This is a genomic window from Mesorhizobium sp. WSM3866 (assembly GCF_002294795.1).
In the GTDB taxonomy this organism is placed as follows: Bacteria; Pseudomonadota; Alphaproteobacteria; order Rhizobiales; family Rhizobiaceae; genus Mesorhizobium.
The window spans coordinates 181,241-205,834 of record NZ_NSGC01000009.1 but is presented as its reverse complement, the minus strand read 5'-3'; the positions used below and the strand labels follow the sequence as shown (position 1 = coordinate 205,834).

Here is a 24,594-nt window from a genome sequence, read left to right as displayed (position 1 = left end):
GCCAGGTGTTCAAGTCAAGGCAAGATCAGGGCGCGAATTCAGGGCCGCAGATAGACATAGCCCTGGCGCTGCAGCTCCGCGAGCTTGACCACGCCGCCTTTCTCCGCGACCTGGAAGCCGGCAAGCAGGTCGGTCAGTGCGATGTCCATGCCATGCATGGTGTTGCTGCAGGCCTGCGGAACAAGTCCCTGCTGGACGAGGCCGGCAAAGCGGCTGGAGGTCGCGCCGGAAGCGCTCTTTGCCTTGAAGGCCGCAAGCGCCCGCCCGTGCACGACCAGCACGACCTCGACATTGCCGCCGGTGCCCTCATAGTGGTTCTTGATGTTGCCGAGGACGAAGTTGACCTTGTCGGCGTCGCTGAGATGGTAGGCGACCTTCAGCCTGTCTTCGCCGGCGGCGGCGCTCGCCTGTCGCAGACCGAAAAAACCGCCCACTCCGGCAAGACCGGCGCGGAAAACGTCACGGCGCAGCATCGCATCCTCCTCGATCCGGCGGCTCTCGCAAGTTTGCGTGGCCCAGCCTTCGTGCCTAGACTAGCATGAATCGCAATCACGTCCTGTCGGTGCGAGGAGAGGATCACATGACGTCGAGGATGGTGGCAGGTGCGGTGCTGGGTGCCGCGCTGTTCATTGCCGGCGCGGCGCTCGCAGATGATGCCCCCAAGCTGACCGAACTCAGCCCGAACGGCGCCGACGTCTGCTTCGGCCGGGTCTATGATGCCGCCCATCTCAAGGCGCATCCGCACCAGAAGGTGGCGCGCATCTTCTTCTACCATGGCCACGATCCGGCCAGCCGGCCGAACGAGGAGCCGAGCTCGATGTCCGACGCTGCCTATAACGGCTTTCTCACCACCACGGTGCGCGGCGCCAAGAAGCCGGAATGGGCGGCTGGCTGGTGCAACAAGGAGGATCCGAGCGACAAGGCGAGCGGCATCCGCTGCGGCATGGAATGCGACCGCACGCTGGCCTCGCTGAAAGTCGACGACAAGGGCCGGCTGATCCTCTCCAACGTGCAGCCTGACGTCTATCTCGACGCCGGCGCGGAGGAGGATCTCGGCAAGGCGAAATACAACGAGCAGGCGCTGGGCAGCGAAGACGATAATTTCCGTCTCGATCCGATGCCGGCCGACACCTGCAAGGCGGAGTTCGCGCGCATCGATCCGATCGACCCGGCGATCGGGGCCCCGCTGCGCGAGCGGCTGAAGCCGGACCAGCCCTTCTGCTACGGCCGCGACTATGACGACGCGCATCTGAAATCCCATCCGGACCAGATGACGCAGTCGATCCGCGTCTTCCGCGGGCCGATCGAGCTCGCTTCCTTTGCCGCCGGTGGCGATGCCGCCAACTGGCCAGACGGCGCCGACATCGCCATCTCGGTGACGACCAGGCAGAAAGAGGCCAAGGTTACGCAGACCTATTCCTGCCAGGGCGAGGCCGATCAGTGGCGCTGCTCGGCCAGCTCCAAGATGAGCGACTTTGCCTGCGACATCTCGCAGAAGGAGATTTTTCTCAAGCGGGGCGCCAGCGGCACGATGCTGCTGGCCAACCCCAACAATGCGCTCGCCATCGTCGACCTCTGCTCGAAGATGGCGGGCGGCAAGACCACGTCCGACGACAAGGTGTACAGACTCAATCCGATGCCGCAGTCGGCCTGCACGCCGTGAGTGTGCCACTTCGTCACTCTAAAGTGTGGCGCTTCGTCATCCTATGCGGAGCAAGGAGGGAAGCGACGCGCGCAGCCATAGGATCCATGCCGTTATGCTAAAGCGTTGAAACGGTGCAGAACTCTGCTTCGCTGCATGCTTCGGCCAAGGCCACGGCATGGATCCCAGGGGTCTCGGCGATGGAGCTTCGCTCCTGCTTCTTCCAGGGATGACGACACCGCGGAGGCCCGGCCAATTTTCCAAGGCGTGCCTGGAAATCGCTTCAGGCGAAAGGCACCGCCGTTGTGCCTTTCGGCAGCTTCGCCTCGTCGTCCGGCTCGACATGGATGGTGACGCGCACCGAGGGGATCTCGGCCTTCAGCGCGTCCTCGATGCGGTCGCAAATGACATGGCTGGCGCCGACCGTCATGTCGGCGTCGACGACGAGGTGGAACTCGATGAAGGTCGCTCGCCCGGCGATGCGGGTTTTCAGGTCATGCACCTCCAGCGCACCCTTCGAATTGGCCGAGATGATATCGCGGATCTGCATGTGCTCCTGGGTGTCGACGGCACGATCCATCAGTCCGCTCAGCGACTCTCCGGTAAGCTTCCAGCCCTGATAGAGAATGTTCAGCGCAACAAGAAGCGCAAGCAGCGGGTCGAGGATATGCCATCCAGTCATCACCGCGGCGACAAGGCCCACGATGACGCCGACCGAGGTAAGCACGTCGGTCATGATGTGCTGGCCGTCGGCGACCAGGGCCGGCGATCGTTCGCTGCGGCCGTTGCGGATCAGCACGAATGCCCAGACGGCATTGACGAGCGCCGCGCCGGCATTGATCGCTAAGCCCTGCCAGGGCTGTTCGAGCGACGCGGGATTCTGCAGCGATTGCCACACCTTGGCGATGATCAGCAGCGCCGCAACGACGATCAGAACACCCTCGAGCACCGCAGAAAAATACTCGGCCTTGTGATGGCCGAAGGGATGGTCGCTATCGGCGGGCTTATGGCTGATGCGGATCGCCCAGAGAGCGGCTGCTGAAGTGATGACGTTGACGATGGATTCCAAAGCATCGGAATAGAGGGCCACGGAGCCGGTCATCTGCCAGGCAACGAATTTCAGCCCCATCACCAGGAAGGCGATGACGATCGACCAGAAAGCGAGGCTGGCGATCTTGCGCTTCGCGGCGGCTCTTGCGGCCGCCGTCGCCGTGTCTTCCACCGCGGCCATCGTTGCTAGGCAGCCTTTTCCTTGGCCTTGCGCGGCAGATGCGCAACGATGTTCTCGATGATGCGCATGCCGGCATTGTGGCCGAGCGTCATGATCGATTCCGGGTGGAACTGAACGGCGGCGATCGGCTCCTTGCGGTGCTCGAAGGCCATGATGACGCCGTCCTCGGTCTCGGCCGTCACCACGAAACCTTCGGGCAGGCGCACCGGATCGGCGAAGATCGAATGATAGCGGCCGACGGTCACTTCCTTGGGCAGCCCCGAGAAGATGATGCCCGGCTTCGAGACACGGATGCGCGAGGGCTTGCCGTGCATCGGAATGTGCAACTGCCGCAACTCGCCGCCATAGGCTTCGGCCAGCGCCTGCAGGCCAAGACAGACGCCGAAGACCGGCAGGTCGCGGGCGCGCGCTCGTCTGATGGTCGCGGCGCAATCGAAATCCTTCGGCGTACCCGGGCCGGGGGAGAGCACGACGAGATCGGGCTTCAGCCGCTCGAACACCTCTTCCGGCACCGGCGTGCGCACGGTGGAAACAGTGGCGCCGGTCTGGCGGAAGTAGTTGGCCAGCGTGTGGACGAACGAGTCCTCGTGGTCGACGAGCAGGATGTTGACGCCGTCGCCGACGCGCGCGGTGGTGCGTTCGGTGCCTGCGGCGTTGCCGGTCTTGGCGTCGCGTATGGCGGAGAGCATGGCGGATGCCTTCAGTTCGGTTTCGGCTTCTTCTTCCTCAGGAACGCTGTCGAAAAGCAATGTGGCGCCGGCGCGCACTTCGGCGATACCGTCCTTGATGCGGATGGTGCGCAGCGTCAGCCCGGTGTTCATGTCGCCGTTGAAATTGACCATGCCGATCGCCCCGCCATACCAGGCGCGCGGGCTCTTCTCGTTCTGCTCGATGAAACGCATGGCCCACAGCTTCGGCGCGCCGGTGACGGTGACCGCCCAGGCGTGTGACAGGAAGGCGTCGAAGGCGTCCATGCCTTCGCGCAGCCGTCCCTCGATGTGATCGACGGTGTGGATCAGGCGCGAATACATCTCGATCTGGCGGCGGCCGATGACGCGCACCGAGCCCGGCTCGCAGACGCGCGACTTGTCGTTGCGGTCGACGTCCGAGCACATGGTGAGCTCGGACTCGTCCTTCTTGGAGTTGAGCAGCTTGAGGATCTGCTCGCTGTCGGAGATGGCGTCGTCGCCGCGCTTGATGGTGCCGGAGATAGGGCAGGTCTCGACCCGACGGCCGTTGACGCGCACGAACATCTCCGGCGAGGCGCCGATCAGATACTCGTTTTCACCGAGATTGATGAAGAAGGAATAGGGAGAGGGGTTGATCGACTTCAGCTTGCGGGAAATGTCGGAGGGCTGGGTCTCGCAACGCTCGTAGAACATCTGTCCAGGCACGACCTCGAACAGGTCGCCGCGCTTGAAGCTCTCCATCGCCCGGCGCACCAAATTGGCATATTCGCCGGGTTCGTGATCGCCGCGCGGCGGGATGCGGTCGGCGGTCCTGAACGGCTCGACATGAGCATCGCGGGCCAAGCCTTCCGTGGAAAACCCTTCGCCGGAATAGTCGTAGCGGTCGGTCCAGGCCTTGGTCGAATAGTGGTCGACGACGAGGATCTCGTCGGGCAGGAACAGCACCAGGTCGCGCTGGCTCTGCTTACGCTCGAGCTTGTAGTCGACCGGGTCGAACTGGAAGGCGAGATCGTAGCCGAAGGCGCCGTAAAGGCCGAGATTGGCGTCCTCGGCAGTCTTGAACAAAGCCGTGATGGCGCGCAGCACCGTGAAGACGGACGGCACGCGGCTGCGCTCTTCCTCGGTGAAGACGCGGCCGGGCTTGGCGACATCGAGGCGGATCAGCTTTTTCGAGCTCTCGGCAATCGCCACCTCGCTCAGCTCGCCAAGCGCCTTGCCGATCACCGGCAGCAGCACTTCGCCGCGCTGGTTGAGCGCCTCGATGCGCATGGCGCGGCCGCGCGCCGAGATCACCAGCGGCGGATCGATGATGGCCGTGTCCCAGCGCGTGTAACGGCCCGGATATTCGTAGTTCGAGGAGAACACCGCGCCGCGGCGGGAATTCAGGCCGTCGACATAGGCGTCAATCGCGCCTTCATAGGGCTGGTCATGGCGTTCGCGGGTGATCGTCACCCCGCCCGCGGTGACGAAGCGCTCCGCCCCGTTGTCCAGAACTGTAGTCGTCATTGCCGTCTCCATCAGCGTTTTGGGCAACGGACCCGGGAATGGCTTGGAAAAACAAATGGCCGCCCGGACATTCCGCTGCGGCCACCCTCATTTTCACGCATGCGCGTTCGAACCGGCCGCTGTCAGCGAGCCCACCACCAAACGGTCTTGTTCGAACGCATGTTCATGGCGACTCCCATAGCGGCGAATGACGGCCCACGCAACTGGATTTCACGCGAACGGTAAAGCCGGCCCGTCAGTCCTCCAGCGTGCCGGAGCGCGCGTCGGCGCTCCTCTTGTCGCCGGCAAGCTTCAAAAGATCCTCGCCGGCGCGAATGATGCGGCGCGAACGACGGGTCAGGATGAAACCCGACTGGGGCGCGAACACCTCGGTGCGGCCGCCGGCTTCGCCGGGCGCATGGACGATCGTCGCCAGCCGGTCGCCCTTGTTGACGCGGTCGCCGGGCTTGACGTCGTAAAGGATGGCGCCGGCCTTGGGCGAAGGCATCATCTCGATGTTTTCCAGCGGTACGACGGCGCCGGAGAAGCTGCTCGCCTTCGGGACGGAAGGGTCCTGGATGACGCCGCGCGTCACCAGCAAGCGGTAGAGGCCGGCGGCATCGGAGGCGGCCAAGCCGCTGTCGACATCCAGCATGCCGCGATATTCGACCGTGGTGGCGACGCGCCGGTCGAAGCGCGCGACGCTCGCAGGCACATTTTGATAGGGCATGATCGAGGCGCCCTCGAAGGTGCCGCTACTGTCCTCGCTCCACAGCAGGACGGCATCGATGCCCATCGCAGCCGCGCAGTCGGCCATATGCGGCCACAGGCTGGTGTGGATGTAGAGATAGGCAAGGCCCTCATCGTCGCAGTGGAGATCGAGCACGATGTCGTTGCCGAGCGAGAGTTCGACGAGCCGCTTCTTCAGCCGGCGGTCGGCGCCGCCGAGGTTGACATCCGCTAACAGCCTGGCGTCCGGCGCGGCAAGCAGCGGGAAGGCACGGTTGAAGTTGGTGCGGGTGCCGAGATTGAAGCGGCCCTGGTGCTCGCCGAAATGGTATTGCGCCCGACCGATTGGATTGGCCCAGGGCACCAACGTGATGGCGCCTCTAATGCGGCCTTCCGCTTCCGCCTTGGCAAGCATCGGCATCAGCGCGTCGATGGCGACGACACCTGGCAATTCTCCGGCATGAAGCGCCGCCTGCAAATAGGCCGAGGGCGCCGACTTGTCCGTGCCCTCGAAGCGGAAAACTGGGAACTCATAAGCAACGCCTTCGCTGTCGCCTGCGATGCGCTCGATGGTCTTTTGCATGGGGTTCCTCCGGTGGGTGGCCAGACATGCATGGTTACGGCCAGGGTGTCAGTGGTCCAGTCCGCCCGCGCGATAGGCGCAAGCCGACCGTCGGACGCCTTGAGCACTGTTTGCCAAGATCGAGAAGCCCCGACGTGGAGCGGCGATCTGCCGTTACGCCAGAGGCTTCAAGTCCTGGGCGATGGTCGGCAGAAGCTCCGAGACGTTGGGGTGGATGTGCATGGCGCGCGCCAGCGTCGAGATCGGCGCCTTGGCATACATCAGGTCGAGCACTGAGTGGATCGCCTCGTCGCCGCCCGGTCCGAGCACCGAACAGCCGAGGATCTCGCCGGTGTCGGCGTCGGCCAGGATCTTCATGAAGCCTTGCGTCTCGCCCTTTTCGACGGCGCGGCCGACACGGGTCATCGGCCGCTGGCCGACAAGGGCGCGGCGGCCGGATTTCTTGACAGCGGTCTCGGTCATGCCGCAGCGGCCGAGCGGCGGATCGATATAGAGCGCATAGGCCTCGATGCGGTCGCTGACCTTGCGCGGATCGTTGTCGAGCAGATTGGCGGCGACGATCTCGTAGTCGTTGTAGGAGGTGTGGGTGAAGGCGCCCTTGCCGTTGCAGTCGCCCATGGCCCAGATGCCGGGCACATTGGTGCGCAACTGGTCGTCGACGACGATGTAGCCGCGCTTGTCGACCTCGACGCCGGCCTTGTCGAGGCCGAGGTCGTCGGTGTTGGGGACGCGGCCGAGCGCCAGCAGCACATGCGAGCCGACCGCCGGCGGCTTGCCGGCAGAGAAGGTCACGGCGATACCGTTGCCCTGCCTGGCAAAGCCGATGTCCTCGGCGCCGACATGGACGGTGACGCCTTCGTTTTCGAGGATCGACTGGATCGCGGCCGAGACGTCCTCGTCCTCGCGGCCGGTCAGCCGCGGCGCTTTCTCGATCACCGTGACCTCGGAGCCGAAACGGCGGAACATCTGGGCGAATTCGAGCGAGATATAGCTGCCGCCGACGACGACCAGATGGCTGGGCAGCACATCGAGATCCATCATCGAGGAGTTGGTGAGATAGGGGACGTCGTTGACGCCGGGCAGGTCCGGCACGGAGGCGCGGCCGCCGGTGTTGAGGAAGATTTTTGGCGCGGTCAGCAGGTCGTCGGCGACGCGCACTGTATTAGCGGATTCGAACCTGGCATGGCCGCGATAAAGCGTGCAGCCCTTTATCCGCGCGATCCAGCTTTCGAGATTGCCGCGGGCATCGTTGGTCACCTTGTCCTTGCGTGCCTTGATCCTTTGATAGTCGACCCCGACCGGACCGGAGAGCGCGACGCCATAGTCGGCGGCGCGGCGGGCAAGATGCGCGGCGTAGGCGCTCGCCACCATCGCCTTGGTCGGCATGCAGCCGGTGTTGACACAGGTTCCGCCAATAAGCTTGCGCTCGATCAGGGCAACGCTCATGCCGGCGGCGTCGAGCCGGCCGGCGAGCGAAGGGCCGGCTTGGCCGGCGCCGATGACGATGGCGTCGAAGTTTTTCGCGCTCATGCGACCGCCGCCACGATCAGCAGGCCGCCGATGATCGCCACCGCGTCCTCGATGAAGGCGGCGGGCGGATCCTTACCGAAGGCGGCAGCCATCCTTGCGCGTGCTTCCGCGCCGCCCAGCGTGCCGATCACCGCGCCGATCGCGCCGGCGATGAGGCAGCCGATGGTGGCGCCGACCGTGGCGCCGATCACCGCGCCGCAGAAAGGCGCCCGTGACGATGCGCGCGCCAAACTGCTGCGGCACCTTGCGGCTCGGCGTCGACGGCAACTGGTCGGTGACGAGTTCGACGATCGCCAGGACGGTGAAGATGCCGACCGCGATCCAGTGGCCCATGAAGCTTGCCCAGGTGCCGGCGACCGGGATCCAGCCGAGATACGAACCCCAGGCGACGGCGGCCGGCGCGGTCATGGCGCGAAGGCCGGCGACGACGCCAATCAGCAATGCCAGAATGTAGAGCATCATCATCCCCTCAAATTCGGAGCTCCGCACGGTTCCGCGGATGGCAAGCTAGCATAGGCCTGGCGTTTGGCCATGGGCTTTTCCGGTCGGGCGGATTGTGCTTTGGCAGCGGGACGGGAATGGAGGAGCAGCCATGACGACAAGCGAGCGCATGAAGATGGCGGCGGGTGAATGGTACAGCTGCATCGACCCGGAGCTGGAGGCGATGCGGGTGGCCGCCCGCGACGCAGTGTTCGAGCACAACAGCATGCCGCCCCGGCAGCGCGGCGACATCGGCGCGACACTGCGAGCGCTGCTCGGCGGCCTAGGCGAGGGCGCGCGCATCGAGGCGCCGTTCCACTGCGCTTACGGCTTCAACCTGTTTCTCGGCGAGGGCGCCTTCCTGAACGCCGGTTGCACCATTCTCGATACCGCTCCGGTGAAGATCGGCAGGAGGACGCTGCTTGGCCCCAATGTGCAGATCTATTGCGCCGAGCATCACCGCGAGGCCGCCGGGCGGCTGGCCGGATTGGAGATCGCCAAATCGGTGACGATCGGCGACAACGCGTGGATCGGCGGCAGCGCGGTGATCCTCGCCGGCGTCAGCATCGGCGAAGGCGCCATCGTCGGCGCCGGCGCGGTGGTGACGCGCGACGTTCCGGCCAATGCGACCGTGGTCGGCAACCCGGCGCGGGTGGTTACACGCCGCTGAGGGCGACCTGCGCGCTGCCCTTCGAGAATTCGCGCCGGTACTGCATCGGGGAGGTTCTGAGCCGCGCCGCGAAATGCTGGCGCAGCGACGTGGCGCTGCCGAAGCCGGCCTCGAAGGCCACCATGTCCATCGATTTGTCGGTCTGTTCCAGCAGCCTCTGCGCCAGCGCCAAGCGCTGTTCGGCCAGCCAGCTGCCGAAGCTGGTGCCGGTCGTCTTCTGGAAGCGACGCGTGAAGGTGCGGCGGGTGAGGCCAGCTGCTTCGGCGACGCTGTCCAGGGTGTGAGCTTCGCCAAGCGTTGCCCGCACCCCGTCAAGTGCCTTTGTGAACCGGTCGGCGTTTGGCGTCGGCGCGAGCGGGCGCTCGATGAACTGAGCTTGTCCGCCCTGCCGGTGCGGCGACAGCACGACGTGGCGGGCGAGCCGAAGCGCTGCCTCGGCGCCGTAGCGGGCGCGCACAATGTGCAGGCAGCAGTCCAGCCCGGCGGCGACGCCGGCCGAGGTAACGATGTCGCCTTCATCGACATAGAGCACGTCGGCATCGACGGCGATATCGGGGTGCAGCGTCTGCAACTGGTCGGTATAGGCCCAATGCGTGGTGGCCTTGCGTCCCGCCAGCAGTCCGGCGGCGGCGATGGCGAAGGTGCCGAGGCAGAGGCCGACGATCAGCACGCCGCGCTTATGTGCCCGTTCGAGCGCATGCTTGAGCGCAGCGGCCAGAGGAGCATCGAGATCTTTCCAGCTTGGGATGATGACGATGTCGGCCTGGTCGAGCGCCGAAAGATCGTGCGGGACCGAAATGCTCAAACCGGCATCGGTATGGATAGGTCCTTGCTCCGCCGCGCAAACGCGGAAGTCGAAGCGCGGCAGACCGAGCTTGGTGCGGTCCGCGCCGAAGACCAGGCAAGGCACGGAAAGGTGGAACGGGCTGATGCCGTCGAAGGCGACGACGGCGACGATCGGAGTGCGCATGGCAGACATCACCAGGTTACGGCAAAGAGTGTCCCAATTCTTTCGAATAATGTCAATTGGGCCACTTTCTGGGAATAGATGTTCGGCCTAGCTTCGCCACCTATCAACCCGCTCGAAAGGAACCGCCATGTCAGCACCAGCCACCCAGCCACGCCGCGCACTCGTCGTCGTCGATGTCCAGAACGACTACAATGGCGGCAATCTCGCCATCCAGCATCCGCCCTTCGCCGACAGCGTCGCCAACGTGGCGCGCGCCATGGACGCCGCCACTGCTGCCGGCATCAAGGTCGTTGTCGTGAAGCAGATGGCGCCGGAGACTTCGCCGATCTTCGCCAAGGGCAGCCATGGCGGCGAACTGCATCCCGAGATCGCCGGGCGCGCCCGCGACCACTATGTCGAGAAGACGCTGCCCTCCGCCTTCACAGGCACCGACTTCGAGAACTGGCTACGCGCCAACCACATCGATACGATCGCGGTCGTCGGCTACATGACGCATAATTGCGACCTGTCGACCATCATCCATGCGGTGCATATGGGCTTTGCCGTCGAGTTCCTCTCGGATGCCAGCGGCTCGGTTCCCTACGCCAACAGCGCCGGCTACGCGTCTGCCGAAGAAATCCATCGCGTGGTGAGCGTGGTGCTGCAGTCGCGCTTCGCCGCGGTGCTCAAGACCGCCGAATGGATCGATTGCCTGAAGACCGGCGCCCTGCCGGAGCGCGACACGATCTATGCGTCGAACCAGCGGGCGCTGAAGCGGAACGCTGCCTAAAGCATTCACCGTTTCACGGAAACGGCGAAATGCTCTGGCTTTTTGTTTTTGACGCAATTCCGGACGGAAAACGGCTCACACTTTTCCTGGAACTGCTCTAGCCGCACCAACTCCGAAAGAAAAAGGGCGCGGCAGCAGTGCGGCGCCCTTGGTCGTTTCAGCTCCCAACGCTGCCTAGAACAGGCCCTCGATCTGGCCCTGCTCATTGAGGAAGATCTTCTCCGAGGAGGGCGACTTGGGCAGGCCGGGCATGGTCATGATCTCGCCGCAGATGATGACGACGAAGCCGGCGCCGGCCGAGAGCCTGACCTCGCGCACCGGCACGGTATGGCCGGTCGGCGCGCCGCGCAGGTTCGGGTCGGTCGAGAAGGAGTACTGGGTCTTGGCCATGCAGACCGGCAGATTGCCGTAGCCTGCCTGTTCCCACGCATGCAACTGGTCGCGGATCGACTTGTCGGCGATCGCCTCGTCGCCGCGATAGATGCGCTTGACGATGGTGTTGACCTTCTCGAACAGCGGCATCTCGTCCGGGTAAAGCGGCGAGAACTGCGAGGCGCCGGATTCGGCGATCTCGACGACCTTCTTCGCCAGGTCCTCGATGCCGGCCGAGCCTTGAGCCCAGTGCTTGCACAGGATCGCCTCGGCGCCCTGCGCCTTGACGAAGTCCTTCATCGCCTGGATCTCGGCGTCGGTGTCGGTGGTGAAGTGGTTGATCGCCACCACCGCCGGCACGCCGAACTGCTTCACGTTCTCGATGTGACGGCCGAGGTTGAGGCAGCCCTTCTTGACCGCTTCGATGTTTTCCTTGCCGAGATCTTCCTTCTTGACCCCGCCATTCATCTTCATGGCGCGCACGGTGGCGACGATGACGGCGGCCGCCGGCTGGAGCCCGGCCTTGCGGCACTTGATGTCGAAGAATTTTTCGGCTCCCAGGTCGGCGCCGAAGCCGGCTTCGGTCACGACGTAGTCGGCAAGCTTCAGCGCCGTCGTGGTGGCGACGACCGAGTTGCAGCCATGCGCGATGTTGGCGAACGGGCCGCCATGCACGAAGGCCGGGTTGTTCTCCAGCGTCTGCACCAGGTTGGGCTGGATGGCGTCCTTCAAAAGCACGGCCATGGCGCCGTCGGCCTTGAGGTCGCGGGCATAGACCGGCGACTTGTCGCGGCGGTAGGCGACGATGATGTCGCCGAGGCGCTTCTCGAGATCCTTGAGGTCGGTGGCAAGGCACAGGATCGCCATGACTTCCGAAGCGACGGTGATGTCGAAGCCGGCCTCACGGGGGAAGCCATTGGCGACGCCGCCCAGCGAGCAGATGATCTCGCGCAGCGCCCGGTCGTTCATGTCCATGACGCGGCGCCAGGCAACGCGGCGGGTATCGATGCCGAGCTCGTTGCCCCAGTAGATGTGGTTGTCGATCAGCGCCGAAAGTAGGTTGTGGGCCGTGGTGATCGCGTGGAAGTCGCCGGTGAAGTGGAGGTTCATATCGTCCATCGGCACCACCTGGGCCAGGCCGCCGCCGGCGGCGCCACCCTTCATGCCGAAGTTCGGGCCGAGCGAGGCTTCGCGGATGCACACGATCGCCTTCTTGCCGATGCGGTTCAGGCCGTCGCCGAGGCCGACCGTGGTGGTCGTCTTGCCTTCGCCGGCAGGCGTCGGGTTGATGGCGGTGACGAGGATCAGCTTGCCGTCCTTGTTGCCCCTTACCGATTTGATGAATTCGGCCGAGACCTTCGCCTTGTCGTGGCCATAGGGCAAAAGGTGCTCGTAAGGGATGCCGATCTTGGCGCCGATCTCCTGGATCGGTTTCTTCCTGGCGGCGCGCGCGATCTCGATGTCGGACTTCACTTCGGCCATGACGGCTTTCCTCTGGATTGTGCGGTGGAGGGGACGGGTTCGATCACTAAAGCAATTCCAGGAAAAGTGTGAGCCGGTCTTCCGTCCGGAATTGCGTGAAAACGAGGAAACAGGGCGGTTCTGCGTTTCCGCCCGGACGCAAGGGCATGTTCTAACCCTGTCGCGGTCACGGCGTCAACTTCCATGCAACTATGTTTCCTGTGAAGAAATTATGCGTTGCCGGTCGACCTTCCCAAGGGTCTTTGGCGCCCGGTCGTTGCGAGCGTATAGAAGCCAGAGCAGGGATCGTTCCGCCGTCTCAAAACAGCCGCGCAATGCGCGGAATGCGACAGACGCGACGGCGCAAATCCGCCACCGTGCTGCGGTGGCGGCAGCGCTATTGGCTGAGCACGTTGCTGATCTCGACCATGTTGGAGCGCACGCGCAGGATATAGAAGCCCATGGTCGTCAGATGCGTCGGCAGCAGCCAGCCGTCCTCGCGGCCGTTGGCGATGATGAAGGGCTGGATGCGCAGTGCCGAGACGAATTGCGCGTCCATGGTGTCCCACAAATTCTGCAGGTGCTTTTCCTTGATCACGTCCTCAAAGTCGGCCTGCGCCGCTTTCATCAGGCCGTAATAGGCGTAGAGCTGGCCATAGGCGAACCAGAAGCGGTCGTCGGCGCGGAAGTCGAACCAGCCGTCATTATGGTTCTCGGCGCGCTCCTTCAAGATCGCGGAGGTCGAGCCGATGTCGCTGGCGATGCGGTCGATATATTGCTTCAGATTGTCGGCGCGGGCATCGAACGTCGCCTGACAACTGGCAAGGCGAGCGTTGAAGGAGCGCAGCTTGCGCACCGCGTCGCGGTAGTAGCTCGGCGTCGGCGTCTTGGGGCCGAACGGGTTGAGGCCGAAATACCAGGTCTCTTCGTCGAATTGCAGATTGCCGCGTGCATCCTGCAGGTCGGCGTCGATCTGCGAGGTGGTGCGCACGCGGCCGAGATTGTCGGCAAGCTCGGTGGCGGTGCGCCGGACCGCCTGGTTGATGCCGCGCTGAAAAGAGGCCTTGTTGTCCATCCACGGCGTATGGTCCCAGTCGATGCCGAACAAGCCGAGCTTGTAAAGGATCATCGAGGAGACCCAGGCATTCTGGTTGACGTTGAAGTCCGTCAGATCGGCAGCCACCTGGGCTATCCCTGAGTTGCCGCAGGTGTTGGCGGTGTCGGTGCCAGCGCCGGCGGAGACCTGCTCGCCGGCCGAGACGCTGCGCTTCTCGAAGGTGTATTTGTCAGGATAGTTCGGGTCGAAATTGTTCCACCACTGGGTGGCGTAGAAGAAGTTGGCGTAAAGGCCGATCAAAACCAGCAAGGCAAGGCCGACCACCGCCTTCAGGATCCAGCCGCGCTGGCCGTACCAGCGGCCGGCCCATATGAACGGCCAGAGAATAATGCCGACGACGAAGCCTATGCCGCGGCCGATCCACTGGAAAATCCGGGTGAAGAAACTCACGATCGGATCAAGCATGGCTCTCGTCCCCCCTCAGTCCGTCAAGCCGTAAAGGCGCGCGCGGAATGCCGCCTTGTCCTTCAAATATGTGGTTTTCAGAACGTCCACAACATGCGATCGCCACGCATCGCTGAAGCCGTCGAAGTCCTTGTAGAAGCCCGGTTTATTGAAGACGTAGCGCGAGACGAAGTCCTGTGGCACGAAGTCCGAGATCAACTGATTGGTGAGCCAGGCATCGGGATGATCGGGCTTGGCGCGCACAACCAGGAAGCGCTGGCGCGGCGGCACATCTTCAAGCTTCAGGTGGCCGAACTGGGCGATCTCGCGCTTGGCGGCGTTGAGGAAAGGGAAATTGCCCTCGCTGGCAATCAGGTCGGCATGGCTGTGGATCCAGGTCTGCAGCCAGACCTTGTCGACGTCCGTCAAGTTGCGGTTGGGCTCGGCATCGCGGATCAGTGCCCTCACCACCATCTCGGCGCGGTGCTCCAGATAGCCCGAGGTCTCGATCCAGGAAGCGCGCGGCAGGTCAAGACGGCCCCTGGCGGCGAGGAAGCGGAATACCTTGTCGGCGTCGTTGATCGACAGATAGCTCACCTGCCAGGGCCGCGAGCGGCGGAAGCCGGGCGCAGCCGGATCGCTGATCACCGTCGTCATGTCGGGGTCGACGAAGACGTAGAGCCCGCCGAAATGGCTGGTCCAGTAGGCGTTGTGGCGGAAGATCACCTGATCGGGCACCAGCGCGTTCTCGCGGATGTCGCCGCAGACCTTGGCGAGGCCGACCATGCGCTCGAGCATGGCGTTGTCGCGCCAGGCGTCGGGTTCCTGCTTCAGCCGGTCGACCAGCTTGCCGAGCTCGGCCGCCTTGCCGAGCACGTCCTCGGCCGACAATACCTTGAACTCGACCTGATTGATCGACAGCAGGTCCTCGATGTCGTCGACCTTGGGGACGGAGTCCTCGATCTCGCCGTAGATGACGTCCTTGATGGTCAGCGCGTCGATGGCACGCTGGTTCTTGGACATGAACTCGAACATCAGCTGCGAGGTGTTGGAGAAGGCGGTGTGCACGACCGGCAAATCGATCTGCGACGGCGTCAGGATGATGAAGCGGCGGTTGACCTCGTTGGGATCGAGATAGCCGTAATCGCCACATTCCTCGGCCACCTCGGGCGAGAAACCGGTGCGGTCGATCTGGAAGCTCGTCAGCTTGGTCGGCTCGAGGCCGAAGGCGACGAGAGCCTTGTTGTAGCGCTGAATGAGATGCGGCTCGTCGACGACGAGCAGCCTGCCATAGATCAGCTCGTTGTCGCGCAGAAGGTCGGGCTTTTTGGCGGGACGGGTCATTGGCAAAGGTCCGACGGATGTAGCCTCGAAAGGCGAACCGGCAACGCCGACGCCCCCCTCTCCCCGTTCTTGACGGGGAGAGGGTAAGGGTGAGGGGCGGCGCCAACGATCAAAGATTTGTCTCCCCGTAGCCGCTGGCAGCAATAAATCGAAGCTCGTGCGTCTCGATCAGACAATCGAGACGGCATTCGATCGCAGCAAGTATGGTTTCGAGCACCTCATCCCGCTTCTTCAAGACATCGACATTCCAGAAGCGGAGAACGGACCAATTGTTTGAGATCAGGAAGCGATCCCTGATCTGGTCGTAGCTGTCGCCTGCATGCTGGCTGCCATCGACCTCGACAACGAGCTGGCACTCCCTGCAGGCAAAATCAGCGAAATAATTGCCTATCGGAAACTGCCGCACAAACTTATGGCCATTCAATCGTCTGTCGCGCAGTTCCATCCAAAGAGCTGTTTCCGCGTCGTTATCCGACTGCCGGAGGCGTCTTGCCCGTTTCGTTGTAGCGACTTCTGGTCCACGCACGGCGCTGCCCCTCACTCTTACTCTCTCCCCGTGAAGGACGGGGAGAGGGACGCGCCGACGTTGGCACCACATCCTTCCGCACTTGCGGGCAGCGAAGGAAGCCTACGCATTCCAAAGCCCCTTCTTCTTCAGCTCCTCCATCTCGCGCACGGCGCGTTCGCGCAGCCGCGCGTCGCGCAAAAGCTTCTCGACCGCCGCGTCGTCGGACTTGTCGGAGTAGCGGAATTCGGAATCGGCGTAGCGGTTGATCTCCTGCATGACCATGTCCATCGAGAACGGCCCGCGCAACTCCTCGATCATCGCCTTCTTGTCGTCGTAGCTCTTGTGCATGAAGGCTTCCGGCTTCTCGAACCAGTCTTCCGGGAGCTCGATATCCATGGCGCGCATCTTGATGGCGTCGGTCACGTTCTTGATGGCGCGGCCGGTGAAGCGCGGCTCGGCATTCTTGATCATGTGCAGGTAGGTGCCGATATCGGCCATCGTCTTCGGCGCGCCGTTCTCCTTCATATAGCGCTCATAGACCTTCATCAGCCCGTCTTCCTGCGGCTTCTCGTGCTCCTCATAAGCCGCAGTCACGGCGCGCTGGATTTCCTGCGCGGCATAGAGCTCGTGCTCGCCCAGCGGGATCTTGTGGTTCTTGCCGGCGAGCAGCACGAAGATGTCGATGTAGTCGTCGCGGCTCTGCGGGCCGTCGACCAGCCAGCGGGCGCCGGCGCGCTGGCGCAGCGCATCGTCGACATTTTCGGGGTAGTTGGAAAACATGCCGAAGGAGCAGTTGCCGCGCACCACGGTGGAAGCGCCGGCAAAGGCGTCCATCAGGACGCCCGTGATCTCCTGCTGGCCGGCGGATGCGCGGTCGTCGGAGCGGCGCGCCGCCACCTGGTCGATGTCGTCGATGGTGCCGAAACCGATGGCCCGCGGATTGAGCACATTGTTGATGAACTGGCGGCAGTTCTGGCCGGACTTGCCCTGGTAGGAAGAAATCTGGTCGACCCCGAAATTCTCGTAGACGAAGGGATAGCCGGCGACCTGACAGTAGTTGTTGACGAGGCCGGCGATCATCTGGATCAGCGTCGTCTTGCCGGTGCCTGGCGCGCCGTCGCCGATGAAGGTGAACAGAAAGCCGCCGAGCTCCACGAAGGGGTTCAGCTCGCGGTCGAAATCATAGGCCATCAGCATCTTGGCAAGCTTTACCGACTGGTATTTGGCAATGTGATTGCCGACGACCTCTTCCGGCTTCTTGAAGGTCATCACCAGCGGCTTCAAGCGCTTGCCGGGCGCGACGTCGAAACCGTCGAGGGTGAAGTCGTCGGCATCAATGCGGATATGCGCGTTCTCGAACGGACCGATGCCGTCGAAGCGCCCCTTGCGCGCGAGCAGCCCGTCGATGGCGACGCGGGCGAATGCGCGCGCCCTGGTCATCAGATCGGCATCGTCCTTGGAGCCGGCAATCGCCTTGTCGAGGCCTGCCACGATCGACTTCACCGCGTCCTGCGGCGTGTCGAACAGGAAGTCGGGTTCGGGACTGTCGTTCGGCGCCTCGCCGTCGCTATCGATCAGCTGGAACAGGTAGGAGGCGAAGCTGAAAGCCGAAACGTAGGCGGAGGCCGACAGCAGCTTCTTGAATGTCGCCGCCTCGTCGCCTTCGAGCGGGGCACGCGCGTTCTTGGCCTGCAGGCTTTCGAGATCGGATCCTTCGGCAAAGACATCCGATATGGCCAGCGCGATCGCCAGGCCGCGGCGGGCGCGGTAGAGAAGCATGTGCTGGGGGATGCTCATCAGCTGGTCGTCGGGATGGATCGCGGCGACCGTTTTCGACAGTTCGACCTCGCGCGTGCGGCGCACCGAACCGGCCGAGACGGTCGAGACGAAGCGCCGGTTGGTGCCGGCGAGCGCGGTGCCGGACTCGCGCGATGGATCCTCCAGCACGACGATGCGGGTGATGAAGCTCTGCGCGGTGGCGCGATGCTTTTCGATTGTCGATTCCGAGATCGTGGTCAGCCCGGTGTCCATTACGGATACTCCGCGATTCGACGGTCACACATCGCTGATGACCTGCCCTTTGGACAGGATGTGGACCTTGTAGCCGGAAAAGATCTTCTGCGCTTCGCCCGCGGCATAGAGCGCCTGATAGGCCTCGTGCGGGATCAGCGCGTGGTTCTCGTAGCTGGAGACGCCTTGGCGCGCCGCTTCGAGGTCGTCGGTGTTGATGAAGAATTCCTGCGTAGACTTTTCGCTGGAGAACAGCCCCTTGCGGCCGGGCTTCTCGGACTTGGAAAAGACTTCCTGGATGGTCCAGGTGAGCAGCCAGGCGTTCTCCGGCTTGCGCACCTTGGCCAGAACCTCGGTCACCGTCGAATTGTTCTCGGTGATCCCGGCCGAATAGAACGGGCCGAGCACAACGCGCCGCAACTGCTTCGGATGCAGCGGCTCGAAATCCTTGTCGAGATTGACCGCGATGGTCGCCGGCGACAGCGTGTAGGCGGAATTCTTCTCGGTGAAATCGTCGAAGCGGTGGGCAAGCTCGGGGTTGAGCAGGCCATCGACAGGAAGCGGAATGTCGATCTTCTCGTTCAGCTTGCCGTTGGCGTCGACGAGCTGGCGCACCATGCTCTCGGAGGAGTCCTCGACCGTCACCATATAGATCAGCGGCAGGTTGGCGCTGCCGTCGAACGAGGCCCAGTGGACGAGGTAGTAAGGCCGCATGGTCTTCGGATTGACCGAGACTTTGGCCGTCTGCGCCAGGGTGAACGGACCGAAGGTGGTCTCGCTCTTGACACCCTCCAGATAGAGCCGCTCAGCCATCGACCTTTGCAGCGCCACAGGGAATTCCTTGTGGCGCAGGATGAAGTCGGCCATCTCCTCGCGCAACTCCCCGGCCTGCGGAATGTTTGCCAGCCGGCTGTCTGCCTGACGGCGGTCGTTCTCCAATTCGAGCAGGTTCTGGAACACCGGATAGCCGCTGTCGGCGCGCGAAATGCGGAACGTATCCATGAAGCCCAGCCGGTTGCGCCAGCAGTCGAATGAGTTTTCCAGCCGGGCGATGTATTCGGCGACGATCTTGGCGACGATGCCGTGCCGGTAGAGCGGCGAGCGGTCGTCGCGCATGAACAGTTCGAGCCCGCTCAGCGCTGCGGTGATGGCGAAGAAGTAGCGCGCCGCCGCTTCATTTTCGGGGGTCATGGCACCGCCGTGTCGAAGAATGCCGTCACACCGCCTACTGCTGCACGTAGTTCGCCGAATTGTGCTTCTTCATCACCTCGTCGAAGCGGCGGGCGAAGGCGTCGTCGGCGAGTTTCTTGCGGCGCTGGATGTCGGCGGTGGCCACCATATTCTTCTCGTGCATCTCCAAGAGATCGCCGATGTGCTTCTGCGAAGCGGCGCCGATGCCGGCCATCGTCTCCTCGGCCGTGTTGTCGACCTGGCTGCCCAGCGTGTTGATCTTGTGGGCAACGTCCTGCTGGGCGGCCGTCTTTAGCGAGTCTTCCAGAGCTTTGTAGAGCACGATGCGCTGCTCGGTGTCGATTGTCAGCTTGTTGATCAGCGTCGACTGCGCGGCGATCTGGTTGTTGAGGGAATCGACAAACGTCTGAAACATCGAGGTGTAGCGCTCCAGCGTCTGGCTTTCGGCCAGCAGCTCCTGCTCCTTGGCCTGCTTCTCGTTGTACTCGGTCGCCATCTTCGAACGCTCGCCCTCGAGCTGGGTGCGTTCCTTCTGGCTGGTCGAGGCGGCGATCTTGTTCTCGATGTCGAGCAGCATCGGGTTGAGTTCCTCGATGCGTTTCTGCACCGCCTCGAGGTTGGTCATGGTCGCCTTGCGGCGCTCGATCACCTGCGACAGGCTAGCTTCGGAGGTCTTGTAGCGCTGGTCGAGGATCTGCTTCTGGGCTTTCAGGATGCCGACGATGGTGTCCGATTTCGCCAGCAGCTCCTGCAAATTGCCGGCGAGCGACATGTTGCGCACGCGGTCGGTGCGCATGCGCTGCTTGCGCTGCTCGGAGAAGACGCCGACCAGATTTTCCCAGCCGGTGTAGCTCTTCATGCTCTCGAATTCGGCGCCGAAGACATTGGTGGCGTCCTCCAGCCCGATGATCAGGTCGGCGATATTGCCTTCCATGACCTTCTGCTGTTTCAGCACGTCCTCGATGCGGGCGTTCTCGAGGTCGAAATTGGCATCGCCGATCTTCCTGTCGGCCTGCGCCAGCGTGTCGAGCACGGTTCCGGACTGCTCGATCTTGGTGCGCATGTCCTCGACGACCTGCTTGGTCTTGGCAATTTCGGCATCGAAATTCTGCAACGTCGCCATAGGGGCCTCCCGCTTCGGCATCCGGTTTCGTGTCGCACGTCGCCGAATATATGTGGGGGCTCAAGCGATTGAAAGAAGGAAGACAGGGAGACGTGGCAAAACAAAAGAATTGGCCAGGTCCTTGAAAGATAAGGCAAGCATGCTCATGGCCAGAGTAATGCGCGCCGCATTCAGGCAGCTTTAGCTGGTATGCCTTAAGCTCTTGTATTTGCGGACAAGCTGCGGCGCTGGGAAGTGTGCAAAATCTCTTGTGGCGGGTCGTGGCAATCAAGCGGCCATCAGCCGGCGCATGGCAGCGATTGCCCAACTTAGTCGGAAGTCGCGAGGCTCCCCGTCTCAGTTGCGGGCAAAGCCGATGAAGTCGTCGGGCGCAGCCCTGCCCATTTCCTCTTCCCAGTGCCGGCGGCAGAGCGAGACATAGACGTCCTTGCTGATCGCCACCTGCTCGCCTTGCTTTGCCACCTTGCCGTCGGGACCGAGGCGAACGACCATCGTCGCCTTGCGGCCGCAGCGGCAGATGGTGCGCACTTCGCGCAGATCGTCGGCGATGGCGAGCAGCGCGCGCGAGCCGGAAAACAACTTGCCTTGGAAATCGGTGCGCAGGCCGTAGCACATGACCGGGATGTTCAGCCGGTCGGCGATGCGGGCCAACTGCCAGACCTGCTCCTCCTCGAGGAACTGCGCCTCGTCGACGAATATGCAATGCACGGTGGTGTGCTCATGATGCTCGGCGACGCGGGCGTAGAGATCGTCGCCGTCGCGGAACATCTCGGCCTCGGTCTCGAGACCGATGCGCGACGAGATCAGTCCCTTGTCGCCGTTGCGATAATGGCCGGCGACGAACAGCATCGTCGTCATGCCGCGTTCGCGATAGTTGTAGGATGCCTGCAGGAGCATCGTCGTCTTGCCGGCATTCATCGTTGCGTAGTTGAAGTAGAGCTTGGCCATATGGGTGTTTAAGCTCAATTGCTGCGGGGCGGGGAAGGGGCCGCGGGCTCCTTCCACCAAAAAAGCGGGCCCGCCGGAAAGCGCGGCATGTCGCTGAATGGCAAGCGCGCGCCGTTGATCGCGGTGTGGAACCGCTTGAAACCGCATCAAAATGGTGTTTGGCTGGCGAAACAAGGCGGGCGCAAGAACCGTGACTTCGCGCCGCTTTAAAAAACCGCAATGGGAGAAAGTTCATGTCGCGTATGAAATCCTTCGTCGCCGGCCTCGGGCTGGCGGCGCTTCTGTCCACGACCGCGGCCTATGCCGGCGATCCGGCGAGCTGCAAGGCCGTGCGACTGTCCGATGTCGGCTGGACCGATATCCAGGCAACCACCGGGGTGGCTTCGGTGCTGCTCACCGCGCTCGGCTACGAGCCGCAGGTGATCCAGCTTTCGGTGCCGGTGACTTATGCGTCGCTGAAGAACAAGGACCTCGACGTCTTTCTCGGCAACTGGATGCCGTCGATGACCAATGACATCAAGGACTATACCGCCGACGGCTCGGTCGAGACGGTAAGCACCAACCTGACCGGCGCCGGCTACGGCATCGTCGTGCCGACCTATGTCGCCGATGCGGGCGTCAAGACACTGACCGATCTCGGCAAGTTCAAGGACAAGTTCAACGGCAAGATCTACGGCATCGAGGCCGGCAATGACGGCAACCGCATCATCCTCGACATGATCAAGAACCCGAAGGACAATCTCGAAGGCTTCGAGCTGGTCGAGTCCTCGGAAGCCGGCATGCTGACGCAGGCCGAGCAGTCGATGAAGAACAATGAGTGGATCGCCTTCCTCGGCTGGACGCCGCATCCGGTGATGGGCGCCATGAAGATCACCTATCTCGACGGGATGGGCGACAGCGGTTTCGGCGCCGCCACCGTCTATACGAACACGCGCAAGGGCTACACCACCGAGTGCCCGAATGCCGGCAAGTTCATCTCCAACCTGAAATTCAATCTCGACATGGAAGGCGAGATGATGGACGCGATCCTGAAAGGCGGCGATGCCCAGACGGTCGCCACCGACTGGCTGAAGAAGCATCCGGACGCGATCGCGCCCTGGATCGCCGGCGTGACCACCTTCGACGGCGGCGATGCGGCTGCGGCCATCAAGACCGCGCTCGGGAGCTGAGCCGGCTTTGAGTCCGGCATGATCTCCGGAAAGGGGCAGCCGCTGGAAAAGGCTGCCCTTTTTCATATGCTGTGAGAAGGTGACCGCTCGGCAAGGGCGGCAAGGATCAAAGAGGGGAAAGATGGATCCGATCTCGAAATTTCTGGTCGCCTACAAGATTCCCATAGGTCCATGGGGCAAGGCCTTCTTCGGCTTCCTCACCGAGAATTTCGATACCGTCTTCAGGGCCTTTTCGAACGGCCTGAACTTCATCCTCGACGGGGCGGTGGACCTCCTGCTGATGCTGCCGCCGGTTCTGCTGGCGCTGGTCGTCGCCGTCATCGCCTGGTTCCTGCAACGCTCGCGGCCGCTCGCCATCGGCGTCTTCATCGGCCTCATCTTCATCATTAACCAGAACCTCTGGAAGCAGACGGTGCAGACCCTGGTGCTGGTGGTGGCCGCCGCCGCCATGGCAATGGCGATCGGCGTGCCGCTCGGCATCTGGGCGGCGCACAAGCCGAAGGTCTACCGCGTGATGCTGCCGGTGCTTGACCTGATGCAGACGCTGCCGACCTTCGTCTACCTGATCCCGGTGCTGACGCTGTTCGGGCTGGGCAACGCGCCCGGCCTCATCGTCACCATCATCTTCGTCATCCCGACGGCGGTGCGTCTCACCCATCTCGGCATTGTCTCGGTGCCCAAGGCGATCATCGAGGCGGGCGAGTCCTTCGGCGCCACCAAGAACCAGCTTCTGTGGAAGGTCGAATTGCCCTCGGCGCTGCCCACGATCATGGCGGGGCTGACCCAGTCGATCATGCTGTCGCTGTCGATGGTGGTGTTCGCGGCGCTGATCGGCGCCGGCGGTCTCGGCACCGAAATCAACCGCGCGCTGGGCTCCCGCAAGATCGACCTCGGGCTTGAAGCAGGCCTTGCCATCGTCGTGCTCGCCATCGTGCTCGATCGCATGACCCGCATCGGCGTTGGAGGCAAGAAATGACCGTCGCCGTCGATTTCAAGAATGTCGATATCGTCTTCGGTGCCGACCAGGCGCAATCCCTCGCGCTGATCGACCAGGGCGCAACCCGCGCCGAAATCCTCGAAAAGACCGGCAACGTGCTGGGCTGCGCCGGCGCCAACCTCACCGTGCATGAGGGCGAGATCTCGGTGCTGATGGGCCTTTCCGGCTCCGGCAAGTCGACGCTGCTGAGAGCCGTCAACCGGTTGAACGTGGTGTCGCGCGGCCAAGTGCTGGTCAATGACGGCGACCGCACGGTCGACGTGGTCACCTGCGATGAGCCGACACTGAGACGTCTGCGGCAGAAGCAGGTGGCGATGGTGTTCCAGCAGTTCGGCCTGCTACCGTGGCGAACGGTCGAGGAGAATGTCGGCTTCGGCCTGGAGCTCGCCGGCGTGCCGGAGGCCGAGCGCAAGGCACGGGTGCAGAAGCAGCTCCAGCTGGTCCATCTCGACCAGTGGTCGAAGAAATACGCGCATGAACTTTCTGGCGGCATGCAGCAGCGCGTCGGCCTCGCCCGCGCCTTCGCCACCGAGGCGCCGATCCTGTTGATGGACGAGCCGTTCTCGGCCCTCGATCCGCTGATCCGCACCAAGCTGCAGGACGAACTCCTGCAGCTCCAGGCGGCGCTGAAGAAGACCATCATCTTCGTCAGCCATGACCTCGAGGAGGCGCTGAAGATCGGCAGCCACATCACCATCATGGAAGGCGGGCGCATCGTCCAGACCGGCGCGCCGGAAGACATCGTGCTCAGGCCGGCCAACGACTATGTCCGCGACTTCATCGCCAATGTGAATCCGCTCTCGGTGCTCACCGCCTGGAACGTGATGCGCGACCGCCGCGATCTCGAGCAGGGCGAGAATGGCTGGGTCTGGCTCGACCGGCGCAAGACGACGCGCTTCAAGATCGACGAGCATGGCCTGGTGGCGGCGGCCGAACGCGACGGCAAGCCGGCGGTGTGGGTATCCTGCGCCGAGGTCGAGAGGCAGCCGGAGGAGGGTGCGCAGGTGTTCTGGGCCAATCCCGGCACGTCGCTGAAGACGGTGATGCTCGCCATGCACCGCTCGCAGACGGCACCGGTGGCGCTGTTCGACGAAGGCTCGCGCTTCGTCGGCGCGATCGGCATCCGCGACGTGCTGAGCGCGGTGCTCAGGCGGTAGGAGCTCGGCCTTAACTCAAGCATGAAGTGTTCGCT

21 protein-coding genes and 1 pseudogene are annotated in these 24,594 nt (G+C 63.4%); 7 read left to right on the top strand and 15 right to left on the bottom strand.

The genetic code is table 11. The annotated features are described in order from the left end of the window. Positions 1-38: 38 nt before the first annotated feature. Entirely contained in the window at positions 39-473 is a 435-nt protein-coding gene (locus CK222_RS21285) for a DsrE family protein (RefSeq protein ID WP_067326442.1), read from the bottom strand. 107 nt (positions 474-580) lie between these two features. Between CK222_RS21285 and CK222_RS21280 the strand changes: the two genes are divergently transcribed. Continuing rightward, positions 581-1,663 (top strand): hypothetical protein, encoded by a 1,083-nt coding sequence (locus tag CK222_RS21280; protein ID WP_095801839.1) that lies wholly within the window; start codon positions 581-583, stop codon positions 1,661-1,663. Positions 1,664-1,925: 262 nt separating this feature from the next. Here the strand turns inward: CK222_RS21280 and CK222_RS21275 are convergent, their stop codons facing one another. The 5 genes and pseudogenes from CK222_RS21275 to CK222_RS21255 form a co-directional block, all read right to left on the bottom strand. Next, positions 1,926-2,873 carry a cation diffusion facilitator family transporter gene (locus tag CK222_RS21275; protein ID WP_095801702.1) on the bottom strand — a complete coding sequence of 316 codons (948 nt, stop codon included), beginning with the start codon at positions 2,871-2,873 and terminating at the stop codon, positions 1,926-1,928. A gap of 5 nt (positions 2,874-2,878) precedes the next feature. Beyond that, on the bottom strand, positions 2,879-5,068 hold the full coding sequence (locus CK222_RS21270; protein WP_095801838.1) for an anthranilate synthase: 2,190 nt from the start codon (positions 5,066-5,068) through the stop codon (positions 2,879-2,881). Between the two features lie 235 nt (positions 5,069-5,303). Beyond that, a complete protein-coding gene (locus CK222_RS21265; protein ID WP_095801701.1) occupies positions 5,304-6,359 on the bottom strand; it encodes a succinylglutamate desuccinylase/aspartoacylase family protein in 1,056 nt (351 codons plus the stop codon). A gap of 153 nt (positions 6,360-6,512) precedes the next feature. Continuing rightward, positions 6,513-7,889 carry an FAD-containing oxidoreductase gene (locus tag CK222_RS21260; protein ID WP_095801700.1) on the bottom strand — a complete coding sequence of 459 codons (1,377 nt, stop codon included), beginning with the start codon at positions 7,887-7,889 and terminating at the stop codon, positions 6,513-6,515. Beyond that, positions 7,886-8,348 (bottom strand): annotated as a pseudogene (locus CK222_RS21255) (DUF4126 domain-containing protein). Before CK222_RS21255 ends, CK222_RS21260 begins: the two are co-directional and overlap by 4 nt. A 133-nt stretch (positions 8,349-8,481) precedes the next feature. On the opposite strand from CK222_RS21255, the gene CK222_RS21250 reads away from it, so the two are divergent. Then, positions 8,482-9,039, top strand: a complete 558-nt coding sequence (locus tag CK222_RS21250; protein WP_095801699.1) for a sugar O-acetyltransferase — start codon at positions 8,482-8,484, stop codon at positions 9,037-9,039. Here CK222_RS21250 and CK222_RS21245 read toward each other — a convergent pair. After that, the gene (locus CK222_RS21245; protein WP_095801698.1) at positions 9,026-10,009 is read right to left on the bottom strand and encodes a helix-turn-helix domain-containing protein; all 984 of its coding nucleotides are present in this window, start codon (positions 10,007-10,009) and stop codon (positions 9,026-9,028) included. The genes CK222_RS21250 and CK222_RS21245 overlap by 14 nt on opposite strands. Positions 10,010-10,136: 127 nt before the next feature. Between CK222_RS21245 and CK222_RS21240 the strand changes: the two genes are divergently transcribed. Then, a complete protein-coding gene (locus CK222_RS21240; RefSeq protein ID WP_095801697.1) occupies positions 10,137-10,778 on the top strand; it encodes a cysteine hydrolase family protein in 642 nt (213 codons plus the stop codon). A 174-nt stretch (positions 10,779-10,952) separates the two neighbouring features. Here CK222_RS21240 and CK222_RS21235 read toward each other — a convergent pair whose 3' ends face one another. From CK222_RS21235 to CK222_RS21200, 8 genes are all read right to left on the bottom strand, one after another. Further along, the gene (locus CK222_RS21235) at positions 10,953-12,632 is read right to left on the bottom strand and encodes a formate--tetrahydrofolate ligase (protein ID WP_067326468.1); all 1,680 of its coding nucleotides are present in this window, start codon (positions 12,630-12,632) and stop codon (positions 10,953-10,955) included. Between the two features lie 376 nt (positions 12,633-13,008). After that, positions 13,009-14,133 carry a DUF2333 family protein gene (locus tag CK222_RS21230; protein WP_095801696.1) on the bottom strand — a complete coding sequence of 375 codons (1,125 nt, stop codon included), beginning with the start codon at positions 14,131-14,133 and terminating at the stop codon, positions 13,009-13,011. Between the two features lie 15 nt (positions 14,134-14,148). After that, entirely contained in the window at positions 14,149-15,456 is a 1,308-nt protein-coding gene (locus tag CK222_RS21225) for a DUF6638 family protein (RefSeq protein WP_095801695.1), read from the bottom strand. 109 nt (positions 15,457-15,565) lie between these two features. Then, positions 15,566-15,982 (bottom strand): DUF559 domain-containing protein, encoded by a 417-nt coding sequence (locus CK222_RS21220; RefSeq protein WP_095801694.1) that lies wholly within the window; start codon positions 15,980-15,982, stop codon positions 15,566-15,568. A 102-nt stretch (positions 15,983-16,084) separates the two neighbouring features. Then, complete coding sequence (locus tag CK222_RS21215) at positions 16,085-17,995, bottom strand: ATP-binding protein (protein WP_095801693.1); 1,911 nt, start codon at positions 17,993-17,995, stop codon at positions 16,085-16,087. Positions 17,996-18,019: 24 nt separating this feature from the next. Then, complete coding sequence (locus CK222_RS21210) at positions 18,020-19,165, bottom strand: hypothetical protein (protein ID WP_095801692.1); 1,146 nt, start codon at positions 19,163-19,165, stop codon at positions 18,020-18,022. Positions 19,166-19,199: 34 nt separating this feature from the next. After that, positions 19,200-20,288, bottom strand: coding sequence for a hypothetical protein (locus CK222_RS21205; RefSeq protein WP_095801837.1), 1,089 nt, complete (start codon positions 20,286-20,288; stop codon positions 19,200-19,202). Between the two features lie 336 nt (positions 20,289-20,624). Continuing rightward, positions 20,625-21,236: a thymidine kinase gene (locus tag CK222_RS21200; protein ID WP_095801691.1), complete on the bottom strand. Its 612-nt coding sequence runs from the start codon at positions 21,234-21,236 to the stop codon at positions 20,625-20,627. An 87-nt stretch (positions 21,237-21,323) separates the two neighbouring features. Here CK222_RS21200 and CK222_RS33400 point away from each other — a divergent pair, with 87 nt between their 5' ends. From CK222_RS33400 to choV, 4 genes are all read left to right on the top strand, one after another. Next, entirely contained in the window at positions 21,324-21,446 is a 123-nt protein-coding gene (locus tag CK222_RS33400) for a hypothetical protein (RefSeq protein ID WP_259979959.1), read from the top strand. A gap of 23 nt (positions 21,447-21,469) precedes the next feature. Next, positions 21,470-22,405, top strand: a complete 936-nt coding sequence (locus CK222_RS21195) for a choline ABC transporter substrate-binding protein (RefSeq protein WP_066994256.1) — start codon at positions 21,470-21,472, stop codon at positions 22,403-22,405. Positions 22,406-22,526: 121 nt separating this feature from the next. Beyond that, positions 22,527-23,381, top strand: coding sequence for a choline ABC transporter permease subunit (gene choW / locus CK222_RS21190; RefSeq protein WP_066994259.1), 855 nt, complete (start codon positions 22,527-22,529; stop codon positions 23,379-23,381). Next, the gene (gene choV / locus CK222_RS21185) at positions 23,378-24,559 is read left to right on the top strand and encodes a choline ABC transporter ATP-binding protein (protein ID WP_095777280.1); all 1,182 of its coding nucleotides are present in this window, start codon (positions 23,378-23,380) and stop codon (positions 24,557-24,559) included. The genes choW and choV overlap by 4 nt, the downstream gene beginning before the upstream one ends. The last annotated feature ends 35 nt before the right edge of the window (positions 24,560-24,594 follow it).

Excerpts from the sequence above, each read along its gene's own strand:
- CK222_RS21285 (WP_067326442.1), bottom strand. The coding sequence starts at position 473 with ATGCTGCGCCGTGACGTTTTCCGCGCCGGTCTTGCCGGAGTGGGCGGT.
- CK222_RS21210 (WP_095801692.1), bottom strand. The coding sequence starts at position 19,165 with ATGACCCCCGAAAATGAAGCGGCGGCGCGCTACTTCTTCGCCATCACC.
- CK222_RS21200 (WP_095801691.1), bottom strand. The coding sequence starts at position 21,236 with ATGGCCAAGCTCTACTTCAACTACGCAACGATGAATGCCGGCAAGACG.
- CK222_RS21250 (WP_095801699.1), top strand. The coding sequence starts at position 8,482 with ATGACGACAAGCGAGCGCATGAAGATGGCGGCGGGTGAATGGTACAGC.
- CK222_RS21280 (WP_095801839.1), top strand. The coding sequence starts at position 581 with ATGACGTCGAGGATGGTGGCAGGTGCGGTGCTGGGTGCCGCGCTGTTC.
- choV (WP_095777280.1), top strand. The coding sequence starts at position 23,378 with ATGACCGTCGCCGTCGATTTCAAGAATGTCGATATCGTCTTCGGTGCC.
- CK222_RS21265 (WP_095801701.1), bottom strand. The coding sequence starts at position 6,359 with ATGCAAAAGACCATCGAGCGCATCGCAGGCGACAGCGAAGGCGTTGCT.
- CK222_RS33400 (WP_259979959.1), top strand. The coding sequence starts at position 21,324 with ATGTCGCTGAATGGCAAGCGCGCGCCGTTGATCGCGGTGTGGAACCGC.
- CK222_RS21235 (WP_067326468.1), bottom strand. The coding sequence starts at position 12,632 with ATGGCCGAAGTGAAGTCCGACATCGAGATCGCGCGCGCCGCCAGGAAG.
- CK222_RS21275 (WP_095801702.1), bottom strand. The coding sequence starts at position 2,873 with ATGGCCGCGGTGGAAGACACGGCGACGGCGGCCGCAAGAGCCGCCGCG.
- CK222_RS21270 (WP_095801838.1), bottom strand. The coding sequence starts at position 5,068 with ATGACGACTACAGTTCTGGACAACGGGGCGGAGCGCTTCGTCACCGCG.
- CK222_RS21205 (WP_095801837.1), bottom strand. The coding sequence starts at position 20,288 with ATGGCGACGTTGCAGAATTTCGATGCCGAAATTGCCAAGACCAAGCAG.
- CK222_RS21230 (WP_095801696.1), bottom strand. The coding sequence starts at position 14,133 with ATGCTTGATCCGATCGTGAGTTTCTTCACCCGGATTTTCCAGTGGATC.
- choW (WP_066994259.1), top strand. The coding sequence starts at position 22,527 with ATGGATCCGATCTCGAAATTTCTGGTCGCCTACAAGATTCCCATAGGT.
- CK222_RS21260 (WP_095801700.1), bottom strand. The coding sequence starts at position 7,889 with ATGAGCGCGAAAAACTTCGACGCCATCGTCATCGGCGCCGGCCAAGCC.
- CK222_RS21195 (WP_066994256.1), top strand. The coding sequence starts at position 21,470 with ATGTCGCGTATGAAATCCTTCGTCGCCGGCCTCGGGCTGGCGGCGCTT.
- CK222_RS21245 (WP_095801698.1), bottom strand. The coding sequence starts at position 10,009 with ATGCGCACTCCGATCGTCGCCGTCGTCGCCTTCGACGGCATCAGCCCG.
- CK222_RS21225 (WP_095801695.1), bottom strand. The coding sequence starts at position 15,456 with ATGACCCGTCCCGCCAAAAAGCCCGACCTTCTGCGCGACAACGAGCTG.
- CK222_RS21240 (WP_095801697.1), top strand. The coding sequence starts at position 10,137 with ATGTCAGCACCAGCCACCCAGCCACGCCGCGCACTCGTCGTCGTCGAT.
- CK222_RS21215 (WP_095801693.1), bottom strand. The coding sequence starts at position 17,995 with ATGGACACCGGGCTGACCACGATCTCGGAATCGACAATCGAAAAGCAT.